Below are 17,048 nucleotides of genomic sequence, written 5' to 3'. Positions count from 1 at the left end.
GCTCTCTTTTTTATGAGGTTTTAGTAGCAACTGTATTCTCTTTTCTTGCCTGAATGATATTAAAGCCAATTGCAATAATCACCATGATGGTGCCGATAATATCGGTCATGGTCTCAGGCACAATCATCATGAGTGCGCCAACCCCCAGGAAGATGCGCCAGAACCAGCTCAGAGCTATTTTAAAATAGCCTTCTACTGCAGCGCCAAGTGCCAGAATGCCGACAATCGACGTCACAGTAATACTTAAAATGACATTCCATGCCGGTAAGGCAAATTCTTTGGCATTCACGGCAATATCTGTTGTATCAATCATCAGCATCGCCGGGTTATAGACAAACAGGAAGGGCACAATAAAGCCAGCCAGTGATAACCGCAAAGCCAGGAATCCAGTCCGCATTGGGTCACCCCCGGCAATCCCGGCACCGGCAAAGGCGGCCAAGGCGACGGGTGGGGTAATATTGGCAAACAGGCCAAAATAGAACACGAACATATGCGCGACTAGGATTGGAATATCAAAGTTGGCTAAAGCCGGAGCTGCCATGGTTGCGGTAATAATATAGGCAGGAATGGATGGTAGGCCCATACCCAAAATCATCGATGCAATCATGGTAAAAAACAGTGTTAGAAACAGACTGCCTGCACCAATACTCATAATTGAAGAGGTCATTACCGAGCCAAAACTGGTCAAGCTGACCACACCGATAATAATACCCACCACTGCACAGGCAGACATCACAGAGAGTGACTGTTTAGCACCATCTGCCAGTGCTTCCAGAATTTCCTTAGGTCCCATGCGGGTGGATTTCCTGAATGCGGCTACCACAATGGTCAATAAAATCGTATAAACCGCTGCATAGCTGACCGGAATTGACTGGAATAAGAACACCACAAGCGCAATAATTGGAAGTAATAAATGTCCGCGCTCTTTCAGAACTTCTTTGACTCGTGGCAAGTCTGCTTTGGAAACGCCTTTAAGATTATCCCGACCTGCCCTGAAATGGACTTGTGCCATTACACCGAGATAATACAGTAGGGCAGGCAATACCGCGGCTAAGGCAATCGTGCCATAACTGACACCAGTTGTTTCTGCCATGATGAATGCACTAGCCCCCATGACTGGAGGTAAAATCTGCCCACCTACAGAAGCACTGGCTTCCACTGCACCGGCAAAGTTTTTGTGGTAGCCAATTTTTTTCATCAAGGGAATAGTAAATGAACCGGTTCCTACGACATTGGCAACCGCCGTACCATTAATACTACCCATAAAACCGCTGGAAATCACCGCAACTTTGGCTGGCCCACCTTGCTTATGACCGGCAAGTGCCATGGCCAGGTCATTGAATAATTTTCCCATTCCCGATTTCGCCAAAAATGCACCAAACAGGATAAACAAGAAAATGAAGGTGACTGAAGCACCGATGGCTGAAGAATATAAACCTTCAGTCTTCAGATACATTTGCCCGAAAATATCACTGAATGTATAGGGGCGAGTGAGCAAGCGATCCGGCATCCAGTCAAAATGACTGACAAATGGATAGCTTAAGAAAATCAGTCCCAAGATCGGCAACATCCAGCCCATTACCCTTCGAGCAGCCTCAACCACCAATACTACCGTCATAATTGAGAAGACAATGTCCAGTGTATTGGGAATGCCTCCCCGGGTAGTCATAATGGCTTGGTATTCTTTAAACAAATAAAAGAAAGAAGCAAAAGAGGCAATGACCCAAATCCAGTCCGTCCATGCGACCTTTTGCCGGCTACTGGCCTGACGTGCTGGATACAACAAGAAAATCAGCGCCAGACCAATGGATACATGGGCTGCACGTTGAATCAGTTCTGGCAAGGGATTAAAAGTAATATAAAGATGAAATAACGAATAGGATATTGCCAAGGCAGCAATAAACCAGCGAACCGATTTGTTGATCGGATTGCGAGTGACAGATTCACGGTCAAATTTTTCTAATAATTCTTGTTGCTGTTGATCATCCAGTGCTTCGGTCACATTTCTTGTTTCTTGTGGATTCATAGGCAATCATTTAAACCTCTTTTTTTCCATAGGCTGTCTTTTTTTATAGAGATCTGTACCGTGCTATAGTCAGGAAAATCCTGATAAATATTCCAGATCCGATCAGCACTCTCAATTTTTCCCTGCATTCTGCGTGAAATCACCCAATTGATTTCTTTCATCTTCCGGTTGATTTGCATATGGATATTGCCATCATCCAGTCGAGTAATAGTACCTTGATCAGGTGTACCCGCACCAAATGAGATGAACTGAGTATCTGTCAGAATGAAATAGTCATTGCTTAGAAGATAACGTTCTTTCCACTGTGTTCTTTCTACCGAATGCATCCAGCTCAGCTGAAAAGATTTCTGGTCAATTTTGCACTGAAAATTTTGTTCTTTCACTTCCACAAAAATATACGGAAATGTCATCCAAACACAGCTAATAAAAAAAGCAGCCAAACTAAAAAGTGCAGCAATCGCTGCACCTTGTATCCATTTCATCAGTTCGCTTTATTCTCATCATAGAATTTTTGCGCGCCCGGATGCAGTGGAGCAACCAGACCTTTTTGTGCACCTTCTAAAGTGATTTCTTTAGCAGCCTGATGCGAATTTGCCAGCTGATCCAGGCTGGAGAAGAACGTTTTGGTTAGCTTATATACATCATCGGTAGACAAATCTGAGCGAACCACCAATGCATTCATGATCGCTGCTGTTGGAATATCTTCAGCATTGCCATAGGTCCCTTTAGGAATGGTCATTGGCAGGAAATACGCCTGATCTTTGGCAATCGCTTTCACTTTATCTGGATTGATGCTGACCAATTGAAGGTCAAAACCCTGTTGCAGTTCCATTAGGGAGGAGTTTGGAAGACCACTGGTCAGGAAGGCTGCATCCAATTTTCCGCCTTTCAAGGCATCCGCTGCTTCGGCATAACCTAAGTAATCTACTTTGACATCCTTATAAGTGATACCAAAACCGTTTAATAGAGTACGGGCATTCACTTCTACACCTGAATTCTGGGCGCCCACCGCAATACGTTTGCCCTTGAGATCTTCAATATTTTTGATACCAGAGCGCTTTGAGGTTACGATTTGCACATAGTTCGGATAAAGCGCAGCGATCTGCTGCACGTTGTCAATTTTAGAACTAAAACTGCCTTGACCATTAATTGCTTCGGTTAAGCTGTCGCTCATGACAAAGGCCATTTCAACTTTGTTCTGTTTTAATAAATTTAGATTTTCGACAGAAGCCCCTGTGGTCTGGGTTTTGGAACTCACGCCGTAGGTCTTGTTATAGATTTCAGCCAATCCTGTTCCGATGACATTATAAGGACCTGAAGCACCGCCTGTCGCAATATTCACAAATCGGGTTTGCAGTTTATCTGCAGCTACGCTCTCACCAGATGTAGCCTGATTATCTGATTTATTTTGTGCATTATCATTCGAGCAAGCAACTACGCCTGATAGCGCTAAACTCATGACTGAAAGTTTGATCCATTTATTCATATATGACTCCTGATATTATTCTGTAGTTCTTAAAATATAATTAAAACAACAATATACTAAACCGTCTGGATGTTAAAAAAATGTGAATTATCAATTGTTGTACTTGTACAATTTAACAGCAATTATTTTATCTGAATACCTTTAATAGCATTTTTTTCAAAAATTTACTTTATCAATATGTTGAACAAATTGAGCAAGATAGACATCTTAAATGGAGAGTGGAAATTTAATCATTAGGAGTTAGGTAAAAGTTGCTCCCATCATCAAATCTTTCTGAAGTGCCCAAAGTTCATAGGCAAGAGCAGGGATTTTAGTGAATTAAAATTCAATCAAAAGTTACCAGAAATAATGATTTCAAAGTTTTGGATGATTTTTCTTTCATGTTGTAGAGACTAATATTTCAGGAACTTTAAGTCCGAATACTTTATTGAAACTTCTACTTTTCTAGTAATTTTATTATGAGCTTATAGCTTTATAAATTGTCAAAATTGACTGAAAGGTAATTCTCTTATATTTTTACGTAATTATATGAAATTAATTAAAAATAATAAAATATAAATTTTTTTAATATGTTCTCTTACAATTATTTTTTTGCAGATTTGACCGGATTATTTTATGCTTAATACCTAAGAACGAGGTCAAACTATGATTTCATGGTTATTTATTGGTTTAGTGGCAGCCATTCTATTAACACCGGGCCCAACCAATACTTTATTGGCATCGTCAGGTATTCAAGTTGGATTTAGAAAAACTTTTCGCCTTATTCCTGCAGAAGCTTTCGGCTATCTCATCGCAATTACATTCTGGGGCTTTTTGATTGGTAAAATCTCGGTCTATTTGCCGGAATTACCTCATATTCTCAAACTCTGTAGTGCTGCTTATATTCTATTTTTAGCTTTAAAATTATGGCGTACTGCAGAACTTGGTGAAAATTTTCAATATATTTCGATTCGGGCACGGGAACTATTTTTGGCGACTTTGCTGAATCCTAAGGCATTATTATTTGCTTCGGCCATTTTCCCGGTCATTGTATGGAAAAGCAGTCAATATTATGTGACTTATATGCTGGCATTCTTGGCATTACTTATTCCTATCGCATTTTTCTGGACCTTTTTAGGTAGTTTATTGGCTAGAAAAAACAATCGCTGGCTGAATCAAAAGAACTTACAAAAGACTGCTTCCATTATTTTAATGAGCTTTTCTGTACCTTTATCCTATTCAGCACTCCTCAGTCTTTAAACCTGAAAAAGCAACTAAATTTCCTGAAATTTAGCTGTCAGAATTTCGCTTATTTTCATTAGTGTCAATTTCAGTTAAAGTACGTCGCAATTACTTATTTTTAAGATTTTTGGATTATATCAATGGCAATTAAGTCTGATCGTTGGATTCGCGAAATGAGCGAAAAACACGGCATGATTGAACCTTATGCAGAAAACCAGATTCGTCTGGATGAAAATGGTCAAAAGCTGATTTCTTATGGTGTTTCAAGCTATGGCTATGATGTGCGCTGTGCGCGTGAGTTTAAAGTATTTACCAATGTTCACTCTGCAATTGTCGATCCGAAAAACTTTGACGAAAAAAGCTTTATCGATATTGAATCGGATGTTTGTATCATTCCCCCCAACTCATTTGCGTTGGCACGTACAGTAGAATACTTCCGTATTCCACGAAATGTACTGACCGTTTGCTTGGGTAAATCGACCTATGCACGTTGTGGCATTATCGTGAATGTGACCCCACTTGAACCTGAGTGGGAAGGTCATGTCACGCTAGAGTTTTCGAATACGACTAACCTGCCTGCACGTATTTATGCGGGTGAGGGTGTGGCTCAAATGTTGTTCTTCGAATCAGACGAAGTTTGTGAAACCTCCTATAAAGATCGTGGTGGTAAATACCAAGGGCAGACAGGCGTTACTTTGCCTAAAGCTTAATCGTTTTAAAGCATTCAATAAGCGAGGCAAATGCCTCGCTTATTTTTTTGCTGTTTCATTCATCGGAAACTCGGGGTTTTTAGGCTTTTGGCTTTGGTAATCTTGCTAAAAATAAGCATAATGAAGAATGAATATATAAAAAAGATGTGCCAAGCATCATAAAAATCAAAAATTGAAGGCTGGGAAGCTGAAGGATAAAGATGCGGAGCATCAGATAAGAAGGATAGGTCGAGATGGCTCAAATAAAAGCTAAATTTCAATTTCGTAAAAGCTATTTGGCAATGATGATCGGTTTAGGATTATTGCCATCCGCACATGCAATGCAGGAATTAACTGATTCTTCTCTTTCTGATACTACCGGTGAAGGTGTTGCCCTAGTACTTGATGACTTTAAAATGGTTTTTCAGGCACCGAATGATGCTTCCAGTGGTTCAAGCTATGCACGAGGTATTGCCAATCCAGGTCAGGCAGACACTGGCTTTATTCGTATTATTCCGACTGGAGAGAACTATGCTCAGTTAGGTGAGCGTGCCTATAACAAAGTCTATGATCGAGTGTATGCAAGTAGCTATTTAAATGGTATCAGTGCAAATGCCAATCTTTATCAAATGACTTATAACAATAGTGTCAGTACCTATAAAACTCAAAACTATAATTCGACTTTAACTGCAATCCGTAATGAAATTGGTGCTAATGCGCGTGCTGGTCTTGTTGAGCAATATCGCAATTCAGATTTAATGAAGCAGTATTATGATCAGCGCTATCAAGATTATTATGATGGTAATCTTTGGCCTTTAGCTCTAAGTAATGATGGAACAATAACAAAACCTGATTCATTAGAATCTACATTATGGTTAAAAGATAAATCAGCAGAATATGCTTTAGCTAATACTTATGAAATGATTGAATTATTATGGGGGAATCGTGCATCCGTTTCTCTTAATAATAAATGGACTCAGGCTGTAGGATCCCGAAGTAATTTGATCGATCCTGGGGTAACAACGATTGTTGAAAACCGGACTCAAGAAAAACTAGCAATTGAAGCAGATAAATATGCACTAATTCAGGCAAAAAATGCAGTGACCGCTATGGAGCAGGCGGTTAAAGCGAGCGCAACAACAGCGGCCAAAGAAGCTGCAATGGGTGCCTCAGTCAGTACGCTACGTACGAAGGCTGATGTATTTATCTATGGTTTGGCTCTATCAAAAAGTGATAACTCGCTCAGTAGCCGCTATAGCAATCAGGGATTTAGTTGGGGAACAGCCAGCAATCCATGGTTATTCCATGCAGGGTCTGAAACGGTAAAACAGTTTACGGATACTGGAAAAGAAGTGGGCTATCTAGCTTTGGAAGCCCCTCTTGCAACAGTTGCTGCAAATGAAGCAGATAATAATATTAAACTAGGTTTCTGGACTGATATTTTCTCACGTTCTTTAAATTCAAGTAATACCGTAGATTATGCTACTGGAGCACCTACTTCAGGCTTAGATATTTCTGAACGTTTTCGTGCACAGTTTATTGCTAATGGCTTGAGCATGAACGGTTCGCAAGTCCGATTATTTCAAACCCTTACATCGCCTGATCTTGCATATAGTCAAACCTTGGGCCTGGCGAGTCTGATCCGACTCAATACTAATGATGATCCCTCTACTCTGACCAGTGATTCAAACAATTTGAACAGTAAAGGGATTCGTATTAGTAGTGCAGCAAAAGAGAATAATCTTGATGGAGATGGTCCGACTCCTGCTTTAAATGGCTCTGCAGCTCCTATATTTCATGATACCGAGGGATTATATTTATATAGCCCGAATATCAACCTGGTACTAGGAAGTATGTACCAGCCTTTTGTTGTGGGTTCGGAAGGAAATAATATTATTTTGGAAGTTACACGTATTCCTAAAATTCCAGATATTTACAACCGGATTTATCAGCGTTATCCAGATGGAAAAGGTGGCTTTTTAGGATCAGAAGCACTTTTAGGCTCTACATGTAATGTATATACGTGTGGTAATGAAATTAAAGCTCAAGCTTCAGATAGCATTGCCTTGTATCAAGGACGCGATGCAACTCACAGTAGTATCACCATTGGTTCTGTTGAACGTATTGCCAACACCAATATGCTGAAGGCAAAAGATGATAATAATGCTACCGGTGTGGTATTTAGGGGAGCTACTGATAATTCAATGAGGAATTTTGGTTCAGCAGTAATTGATGGTGTGTTGATTCAACATCTAAAAATAAAAACGACAGGTCTATAAAGGAATAGGGCAATGTTGAAAAAGTTAATGCTTGCTACAGTTCTTGGGATTTCTTTAGCAACACAAGCCGGCTTGGTCAGTCTTGATCCGCAGCAAATGACAGCAGAAACGGGTCAAGGCGGAGCGGATTTAAGCTGGACCTTGTCACTCAATCATCAATACGCTACTGATTTAACGAAATCTCAAATTTCTGAAACGGTCGCTAATAAGTTAGAAGTGTATTACAAGCCAACAACAGATTGTGGAATTAACACCTTGTTTTGTCGCTTGGCTATTTCTCCGAACAATCATGTCGACGCCCAAGGCAATAAAAAATGGCTAGTATTTAAAGGAATACAAGGCACCCTGCAAATTGATAAGTTTTCTATCGATGGCACCACGATTACTAATGCGGCAGGCGATCCTCAAACAGCCATGAAAATCACTTTTTATGATGATAAACCTTTAAAAATAAGAAATTTGGGCTTTAACACTTTGGCTATTGAAACCGGAACCGGTGAGGGTGATAAGGAAGGCTATGCCAATTCAGAAAAGTATACGACCTTCACCAATCGTGTTTATAAAGAGGACGGTACATATACCACTGCCTCAGCAGATGTTCCAGAATTTGACCAGGGGCGTGAGAAGGGCTTTATGGGTCTCAATATGCACGGCAACATGCACATGTCAGGAAACTTAAAAATATTTGGCTTTAACTGCTCAGCAGGGAGTGCACAAAGCCGTTGCTAACTGCATGGATGCAGCATAGGGATGAAAGAATGAAAAAAATAAAATCACAAATTAAATTATTAACGGCATGTATCTGTTTGGCACAGCATAGTTATGCACTAGAGCTGATTGAAGAACAAGAATTAGGTTATATCACTGGTCAAGACGGTATTACGATTACGCACGAGGTATCAAAAGTTGAAGTTGAACAGCTCAATTGGTATGACCCGAATGCTGATGTAAATACCAAGATGGGACTGGGATTGCATAAAGTAAAAATCTTAGGCAAAGATCAAAATGCGATTTTAAGCCAGCTTAAGTTTGATGTCGGTGCGACCGATGCTGGTGCAGGGATTCGTTTAGAAGCAAGCGTAGCTCCCTTTAGTGCCAATGCAGATTTTAAACTGGTGAGTAAGGAATGTGCTGGAACAAGCTGTGTCGAAAACAATCAAAATTTGGGCAAACTAGGTCTTGCGATTGATAGTCCATTTAAAATGGTGCTTCAAACGACAGCTGGTTTATTCAATAAGAATGAAACAGCTACTATCGATTTCAATTTGCAAGATGCCACGATTAAACATACTTTAGGTACAAATAGCTTAGTTCTAGATAACTTTAATTTTAACTTCGCTGGTACGGGCTATATGTATATAGACCCGACAAAAGGCATCGTACTCGCCAGTAAAAGTGGCACACAAGACCATCTAATTAATTTAAAACCAGTGGCTGTAGGAACAACTGGTGCGCAAACAGCTGGATTAAACTTTGATTTACGCTATCAGAATGGAGATGGCGATTTAAAAAATATCATGCGCTATGGTATTTCGGGTGCAGTGAGTAATGCACGTTTGTCGTTAGGTGCCGATCAGTCAAAACTGAATTCTTTTGATATAAGTAATAAAGTTGGTGGTGTGCTGACGCGACAAGATCATAGACTTTCAAGCTATAACGCAGGTGAAGGTGGCTTGCATCTTGGTTTATCAGCTGATTTTACCAATCAGGAAGTGGCAGCAGCGCAGGGTTTAAAGCCAACGACTTTGGAAATTGGTCATACCGGCAAAGGAAGCTATGCAGTTCAGTTTAATGAATTACGTTCATTAACTGGAAAGAATAATGCTTATATTGATTTTGGCGATATTTATATCAATACAATTCAGGCACAGAGCCTAGAGTTTTTAGTGAATGACAATATTAAGTCAACGCTTAGACGAAGTAATCCGATTTTGCAGCAAACTTTAAGCAGTACGTCTGCTAATCAGGACTTTGCACTAATTGCCATACGGGGTATGGATTTCCAGTCGATTGCAGCCAAAGCAAATTTTATTTCTAATGATACTGGTGTTATTTCCGGGAATAGTGGTTCTTGGGGAATTGGTATTCCAATTTACAACTTGAATGCCAATGTTGCCTTGTCGGGTACAAAATATGACGGTGACAAGAATGGTATTGCCTATAACGTGATGGCATCAACTGAAGGTTATGGAAAGGATGCCAAAACTGGAGCATCAAGTACGACCTCAATTCTTTTAATTGATGGTGGTGTAGAGAATGGCCATGCGCGAAACTATTATGCTGGCCTTCGAAATATTGATGCCTTTATTGAATCCAAAGGGGTGATTGGTTATGAGGATGAAGGCATCTATGTAAAAGCTGATAAATTGCTGATCGCAGCGAAAGCTGAGGTGGCAATTGGGCAACTACCGGGATCTAAATATAACTGTGTATCAGGCAATAAATGTGATCAGTTTGTTCCTGATGACAATTTTTCTAAACGCGACGATGTATTAACAACAATTGCCATGATGCTTGATGGTAGTGGTGAGTTAATGATTATTCCAGGACTGGATGTAGCAGACGAAAATTATTTATCGCTGGATGCAAACTTTAAGTTCCGAACATTAACTTCTACAGAAAAAGGTGATGTTAATAATCTTGGTAGTTATTTTAGTCTGATTAATGAAGATGTAGATAGCACAGGTGCAGTTCATACTTCTGCGATTAACTTTAATCGTATGGAAGGGAATTTAGGATTAATCACTAAAATAGGCGTGAGTGAAGATACTGTTACTTTAGATAATCAAATTAAATTTAATAAAGATCAGAAGATTATCGAGCCGTTTAGAACCAACATGGCCATGACCACAAATGGCAATATGCAGAATATAGCAACAATTGCACTCACAGGCGGAACCATGCGCAGTACGCTTGGTATTACACCGCGCTGAAATAAGGGATGATTTCATGAAAAAAATAATATTGAATAGCTTGATTGTCACTTTAATGGGCCTTACTCAACAGGCGATGGCTATGACAGCCTTAGACGATGAGGCTTTATCGGCAGTTGATGCACAGGCATTATTAAATTTGGAAAATGCTTATGATTCATCACAAGGGATTAACTTCCATAAGCTAAGTATTGAAGCTTTAATGGAACTGAACATTAATATCAAAACTTTGCAGCTCGGTTGTGGTGGAACTAATAACAGTATTGGGAATACCAATGGTTGTGATATTGATATTTCTAACTTGGCTTTGAGTGGCTTAAATACCAGCCTTGATGATAAAGGTAACCCTGTCTTTTCAGACGACCGTGCTAATACCAGTGCCAGTGTGAGTAATCCCTTTGTTGAGTTTGCAATTAAAAATGGTGGAAGTGCCTCTACCCGAGAAGTGGTCGGTTTCCGTCTAGGTGCAGATAAAATTGTTGGACTCTTAACCATGGGAACTGACAACGTTGAAAATCCGAATGATGGCCTCAAAAGTTTTAGTGGTTATATGAAAATGGCACAAACCACTGGTGAGTCTGTTACAAAAGCGGGAACCTTTGGTATTGCAAATGATGAAAAAATCTCAGGGAATCTAAAGGCTTTAGGACAAACACGTACTTTCACCAGTAAGCCAGGTGCTGATGGCCATACCGGGATTACAGTGCCTTCCATGCGGGTAGACTTTACTATGCCAGAAACTATCGTGACTGGGCAACGCTTAAAGTCAGCGACTGTAAGTAATATCCGTTCTACTATTGCTTCGATTCCATTAGCAAAGGCTTTAACGGGTTCAACTTTGCCAAATGATGTGATTGGTACACCAGATTTTTCAAAAGATAAGCTGTATGTAGAGTTTGATCCATTAATTGGATTTCTTAATTTAGGAACACATTCTTTCTTTCAAATGGGTGCTGGTTCAAGTCTGGATAACCTGAATATGGACATCACCTTTGTTCAGGCTCTAAATATGATCCATAATATTCCATTAAATGGTACAGGCGGTTATTTGTCTTTACAGAGCCAGAATGTGCATTGGCAAGGTGCGGATGCGGCTGATATTGCAAAACCAGGTTGGTGGCTATCTTTTAAAGACCCGATTCAACTGGGTGTATTAAAAACCACAGATGAAGTTGATATTTCATTCGTGTTACCTCAGGTAGCAACTGCTATTTCTGAGTTTCTGTTACGTCCTGAAAACTTGATTGATGTCAGTGTGGGCGAGGCTTTAGGATCTCTTGCGAATGTTGCAGTGGTACGTAAATTGAATATTGATGTGGGTAAATTTACTAATTATGCAACTGGTACGCCTGCAACTTTAACCTTAATGGATAAGCTGCTACAGAACCAGAATGTGACCTCAAACTGCTTTGGTGGGCACAAGTTCTGCTAATTCAGACATATAAAAAATCCCGCTCTAGGCGGGATTTTTTTATTGATTCAGAAAAAATTATTTAGCAATTTTTGCCAGTAGTTTTTCTTTAGAAAGATTTACTGATTCTGCATCACGGCGACCTTTATATTCAAAAGTACCTGCATCCAGACCTTTTTCACCAATCACAATGCGATGTGGAATACCAGTCAATTCAAGATCAGAGAATTTCACACCTGGACGTTCATTACGGTCATCAAGCAGTACGTCAAAACCAGCAGCTTGCAGTTCTGCATATAAGCTTTCAGCAGCTTCTAAAGTGCGAGGTGATTTATGCGCATTCATTGGCACAATTGCTACTTCAAATGGAGCGATCGCAGCCGGCCAGATGATGCCTTTTTCATCGTAATTCTGTTCAATTGCAGATGCTACGACACGTGTCACACCAATACCATAACAACCCATGGTTACAGTGAATGGTTTGCCATCCTCACCTAAGACCTTACAACCTAAAGCTTCAGAATATTTTTTGCCTAACTGGAAGATATGACCCACTTCGATACCACGTTTGATTTGAAGTGTACCTTTGCCATCTGGAGAAGGATCGCCTTCAACCACATTACGCAGGTCATAAACTTCGCTAAACTGCGCATCACGTTCCCAGTTCACGCCAGTTGCGTGCTTGTCTGCTTCATTTGCACCCGCGACGAAGTCAGAAAGTACAGAAGCAGCACGGTCTACAATCACTGTTAGGCCTTTTTCTACTAAACCTTGTGGACCTACAAAACCAGCAGTCAAACCTAGTTCAGCAAGTTGAGCTTCAGTAGCAAAAGCCAAAGGCGCAGCAATTTTTGGATGCTTTTCGGCTTTAATTTCATTCAGTTCATGGTCACCACGAAGGAACAGGGCAACGACAGGAGCTGCTTTACCTTCTTCAGCTGCAACGCCTTGAACCAGTAATGCCTTCACTGAATGTGCAGGGTCAGTGCCAAGGAAGCTTGATACATCAGCAATCGTTTTTTGATTTGGGGTATCAACCACTTTCAGTTCTTGAGTTGGAGCAGCACGATCGCCCACCAGAATCGCTTCAGCCATTTCGATGTTAGCCGCATAATCAGATTCAGTTGAGAATGCGATATCATCTTCACCACTTGAAGCCAAGACGTGGAATTCGTGTGAACCTGAACCACCGATTGAACCGGTATCCGCTTGTACTGGACGGAAATCCAGACCTAAACGGGTAAAGATCTTGCAGTACGCTTCGTACATTTTATCGTAAGTTTCTTGCAGAGATTCCTGATCCGCATGGAAAGAGTAAGCATCTTTCATGATGAATTCACGTGAGCGCATTACACCAAAACGAGGACGGATTTCATCTCGGAACTTGGTTTGAACCTGGTAGAAGTTTGCAGGCAATTGTTTGTAACTTTTTAGCTCATTACGTGCCAGATCAGTGATCACTTCTTCGTGTGTTGGACCAAGCACAAAGTCATTGGTATGACGATCTTTAAAACGTAATAGTTCAGGACCGTATTGCACATAACGACCAGATTCTTCCCAAAGAGAAGCTGGTTGAGTCACAGGCATCAAGACTTCGAGTGAACCCGCGTTATTCATTTCTTCGCGAACGATCGCTGCAACTTTATTTAATACGCGAACGCCCATCGGCAGCCAGGTGTACAAACCTGAAGCCAACTTACGAATCATACCGGCACGAAGCATCAGCTGATGTGAAATAACTTCAGCATCGTTCGGGGTTTCTCTCAACGTTGCAAATAAAAAGCGACTCGCGCGCATGGAAACTGTCCTAAAAAATTAAGCGTTAAAGCAGAGATTATACAATAAAAAATGAGGTGAACATTCGTGAATGTCACCTCATTGTGATGGTTTAAATTATGCCATGATTTTACGGGCTTGGCGCAGCATAAAATTCTTAAGGTCATCCAAATAAGTGAAAATCACTGGAACCACGACCAATGTCAGCAGGGTGGAGGTAATTACCCCGCCGATCACGGCATGTGCCATCGGTGCACTTTGTTCACCACCTTCACCTAAGCCCAGAGCGAGCGGCACCATTCCCATGACCATGGCACTGGTGGTCATCAGAATTGGACGTAAACGGGTTTTGCCGGCATTCAGAATCGCATCATAACGGGCTTCACCCCGATCCATGGCTTTCTTGATGAAGTCGATAAGCAGAATCGCATTTTTGGTTACCAGACCCATCAGCATAATAATCCCGATAATCGAAAACAGGTTCATGGTCGAATTAAACAGGAACAGCGCCAGGAATACACCAATTAATGACAAAGGTAATGAAGCCATAATGGCAGCAGGATGAATAAAGCTGTTGAACTGTGAACCCAGCACAATATAAATAAATACAATCGACAGGGTAATCGCAGTCAACGCATAACCAGCGGATTCTGCCATATCTGCATTGGCACCTTGGGTATCAAAACTATAACCCGGTGGCATGTCGAAATTATCCTGAAGTCTGCTAATGTCAGTACCGATGTCACCTGCAGGGCGTCCAGAGGTATTTGCTTCAACCAGCACCTCACGCGCCAGATCACGACGATTAATCTGAGAAGCTCCCAGTTTTTCCTCAAAATTAGCAACGCTAGAAAGCGGGATCAAAATCGGCTGATTATTGCCATCCATTTTAGATGAAGTGATATACATATTTTGCAGATCGCTCGGCAGGGTGCGCCGGTCTTCGGTCAGGCGTAAGTTAACATCATAAGTTTCACCTTTTTCATCCTGCCACGTGGTGACATCATCGCCGGCAATCAATGGGCGAACTACATTGGCAATTTGATTGACTGACAAACCAAGATCACTGGCCAGAACGCGATTGATCTGTACACCTAAGGTCGGTTTTGGCTCTTTGAGGGATGTTTCCAGATCGACGATGCCATCAATTTTAGCCATCTCGACCATAAAACGATCAGAAATCTTTTGTAGTTCATTCAAATCAGGGCCCTTGATTGAGATCATAATCGGCTTTTGACCACCCGATACGGTTTCATCCGCGGAAGCAACTGAGGTAATGGTAATGCCGCCCACAGATTGTAAACGTTGACGGAATTCATTATTGAGATCATTCAAGCTTTTCTCACGTTCAGTCCGCGGAGTTACAGTGACACGTAAGCTGACATGATTTTTACCGCGATCGGTCACACCATTAATTACGCCATAAGTTGCACGTACATCAGGATGCTGACGTACGATTTTATCGACCTGTTGCAGTTTGGCTTGTGAATATTCCAGTGAAGCATCGACTGGGGTTTCAAACTTGATCCGGATTTCACCCTTATCCGGGACAGGTACAAACTCGGTACCAATCAGTTTCGAGAGTGCTAAAGCGCCAAACAGAGATGCCACTGCAATCACAATGGTAATGAACCTAAAGCGTAAAGCCAGTTTCAATAGCTTTTCATAGACATGACTTAAATTGTCTAATTTGCCTGAAATCCAGTTAAAGAAGCGTTTGATTCGGCCCGGCTTTTTATTGGAATCTTTTTTCTTTTCTGCCCAATGTGCAGATAGCATTGGATCCAGAGTAAAACTGACAAACATGGAAATCAGAACGGCGGTACTCACCGTCACACCGAACTGATAAAAGAAACGCCCAATAATTCCACCCATAAAGGCGACAGGCAAGAAGACCGCGACAATTGTCAGGGTTGTTGCCAGAACAGCAAGACCAATTTCTTTGGTTCCGTCCAGTGCAGCAGTGACATGGTCTTTACCCATATCGGTATGCCGTACGATATTTTCCCGTACTACAATTGCATCATCAATCAGCAAACCGATACTTAAAGACAGGGCTAATAAGGTCATCATGTTAATGCTGAAACCAAAAGCCCAGATAAAGGTCAAAGTTCCGAGCAAAGCGATCGGCAGAGTGAGGCCAGTAATGACCGTTGAGCGGAAAGAACCTAAAAATAATAGAACAATCAGCACCGCAAGAACCGCACCCTCAATAATGGTACGCGCAACATCACCAATGGTGCCGCGGATACTTTTTGAAGAATCCACCACAACTTTTAAGGTGGTTCCTTGTGGCAGTTGGGATTTGAGGCTTTCAAGGGTTTTGTAGGTACTGTCTACAACTTCAATGACATTAGAATCAGAGCTACGCAGGATGTCGACAGCCACTGCAGCTTTACCATCCAGAAATGCACCAGTTTCAAGTTCTGCCTGGCTATCTTCAATTTCTGCGACCTGTTTCAGAAAGATCGGTGCACCATTTTTATTGGCAATCACCAAATCGCCAAAGGCGAGGGGATGTAGCACTTTGGAATTGATCTCAATCACCAGTTCCGAGTTGCCAGATTTTAATGTACCGCCCGGAACTTCGATATTTTCAGATTTCAGAGTATTAATGACGCTATCCACGCCGATACCAAAAGCTTGCAGTTTCTGGGGTTCAATCTGAATGCGAATCTGGCGCTGTGCATCACCAAGAAGGTTGACTGTACCTACTCCCGGAACAGTTCGTAGTTGTGGAACAATGCGCTGATCCAGATAGGAACTCAGTGCCTTTAAACCCATATTGTCGGACTCAAATACGATCGACATGATTGCATTGGCAGTCGGATCATAACGCTCGACAACTGGTTCCTGAATTTCATCACGGAATTCGGCGGTGACTGAGGCAATTTTGTCACGGACATCCTGTGCCGCCATGGTAGAAGGAACTTCCAGATTGAATTCGGCCGTAATCATCGACAGGCCTTCACTGGATTGTGAAATTACCTGTTTTAAACCAGAAATAGTATTGATCTGGTCTTCAAGTTTTTTGGTAATTTCCGATTCAACAGTTTCTGGAGAAGCGCCTGGATAGTTGGTATAAATCACCACAAAGGGAAAGTCGACATCCGGAAATTCTTCTACACCCATGCGCTGCCAGGAAGCTAGTCCAAGTACCATCAAACAGAACATCATCATAATGGTGAAGACGGGATACTTCACACTAATTCGGGTAAACCACATAT

11 protein-coding genes are annotated in these 17,048 nt (G+C 41.4%); 6 read left to right on the top strand and 5 right to left on the bottom strand.

Annotated elements, in window-relative coordinates:
- Nucleotides 1-10 precede the first annotated feature (10 nt).
- The 3 genes from F897_RS14695 to F897_RS14685 are packed head-to-tail and all read right to left on the bottom strand — an operon-like array spanning nt 11 to nt 3,512.
- On the bottom strand, nt 11-2,026 hold the full coding sequence (locus F897_RS14695; protein WP_005237022.1) for a TRAP transporter permease: 2,016 nt from the start codon (nt 2,024-2,026) through the stop codon (nt 11-13).
- Nucleotides 2,023-2,508, bottom strand: a complete 486-nt coding sequence (locus F897_RS14690) for a DUF1850 domain-containing protein (protein ID WP_005237021.1) — start codon at nt 2,506-2,508, stop codon at nt 2,023-2,025. Before F897_RS14690 ends, F897_RS14695 begins: the two co-directional genes overlap by 4 nt.
- Nucleotides 2,508-3,512, bottom strand: coding sequence for a TAXI family TRAP transporter solute-binding subunit (locus F897_RS14685; RefSeq protein WP_005237020.1), 1,005 nt, complete (start codon nt 3,510-3,512; stop codon nt 2,508-2,510). The genes F897_RS14690 and F897_RS14685 overlap by 1 nt, the downstream gene beginning before the upstream one ends.
- A 645-nt stretch (nt 3,513-4,157) precedes the next feature.
- Here F897_RS14685 and F897_RS14680 point away from each other — a divergent pair.
- The 6 genes from F897_RS14680 (at nt 4,158) to F897_RS14655 (ending at nt 12,066) form a co-directional block, all read left to right on the top strand.
- Nucleotides 4,158-4,751: a LysE family translocator gene (locus F897_RS14680; RefSeq protein ID WP_005237019.1), complete on the top strand. Its 594-nt coding sequence runs from the start codon at nt 4,158-4,160 to the stop codon at nt 4,749-4,751.
- 122 nt (nt 4,752-4,873) lie between these two features.
- Entirely contained in the window at nt 4,874-5,443 is a 570-nt protein-coding gene (gene dcd, locus F897_RS14675) for a dCTP deaminase (RefSeq protein ID WP_004785008.1), read from the top strand.
- A gap of 233 nt (nt 5,444-5,676) precedes the next feature.
- The gene (locus F897_RS14670; protein WP_005237016.1) at nt 5,677-7,701 is read left to right on the top strand and encodes a hypothetical protein; all 2,025 of its coding nucleotides are present in this window, start codon (nt 5,677-5,679) and stop codon (nt 7,699-7,701) included.
- Nucleotides 7,702-7,713: 12 nt separating this feature from the next.
- On the top strand, nt 7,714-8,430 hold the full coding sequence (locus F897_RS14665) for a hypothetical protein (protein ID WP_005237014.1): 717 nt from the start codon (nt 7,714-7,716) through the stop codon (nt 8,428-8,430).
- A gap of 29 nt (nt 8,431-8,459) precedes the next feature.
- On the top strand, nt 8,460-10,634 hold the full coding sequence (locus F897_RS14660) for a DUF6160 family protein (protein ID WP_005237012.1): 2,175 nt from the start codon (nt 8,460-8,462) through the stop codon (nt 10,632-10,634).
- A gap of 16 nt (nt 10,635-10,650) precedes the next feature.
- Nucleotides 10,651-12,066 carry a hypothetical protein gene (locus tag F897_RS14655; protein WP_005237010.1) on the top strand — a complete coding sequence of 472 codons (1,416 nt, stop codon included), beginning with the start codon at nt 10,651-10,653 and terminating at the stop codon, nt 12,064-12,066.
- A 57-nt stretch (nt 12,067-12,123) separates the two neighbouring features.
- On the opposite strand, the gene F897_RS14650 is transcribed toward F897_RS14655, so the two are convergent.
- Together F897_RS14650 and F897_RS14645 are read right to left on the bottom strand one after the other, a co-directional pair.
- Nucleotides 12,124-13,842, bottom strand: coding sequence for a proline--tRNA ligase (locus F897_RS14650; RefSeq protein WP_005237008.1), 1,719 nt, complete (start codon nt 13,840-13,842; stop codon nt 12,124-12,126).
- Nucleotides 13,843-13,938: 96 nt separating this feature from the next.
- A complete protein-coding gene (locus F897_RS14645; RefSeq protein ID WP_005237005.1) occupies nt 13,939-17,046 on the bottom strand; it encodes an efflux RND transporter permease subunit in 3,108 nt (1,035 codons plus the stop codon).
- Nucleotides 17,047-17,048: the final 2 nt, after the last annotated feature.

The organism is Acinetobacter variabilis, from assembly GCF_000369625.1.
Classification (GTDB): domain Bacteria; phylum Pseudomonadota; class Gammaproteobacteria; order Pseudomonadales; family Moraxellaceae; genus Acinetobacter; species Acinetobacter variabilis.
Note: the sequence above shows the minus strand (reverse complement) of the source record. Positions and strands in the feature narration are given on the sequence as shown.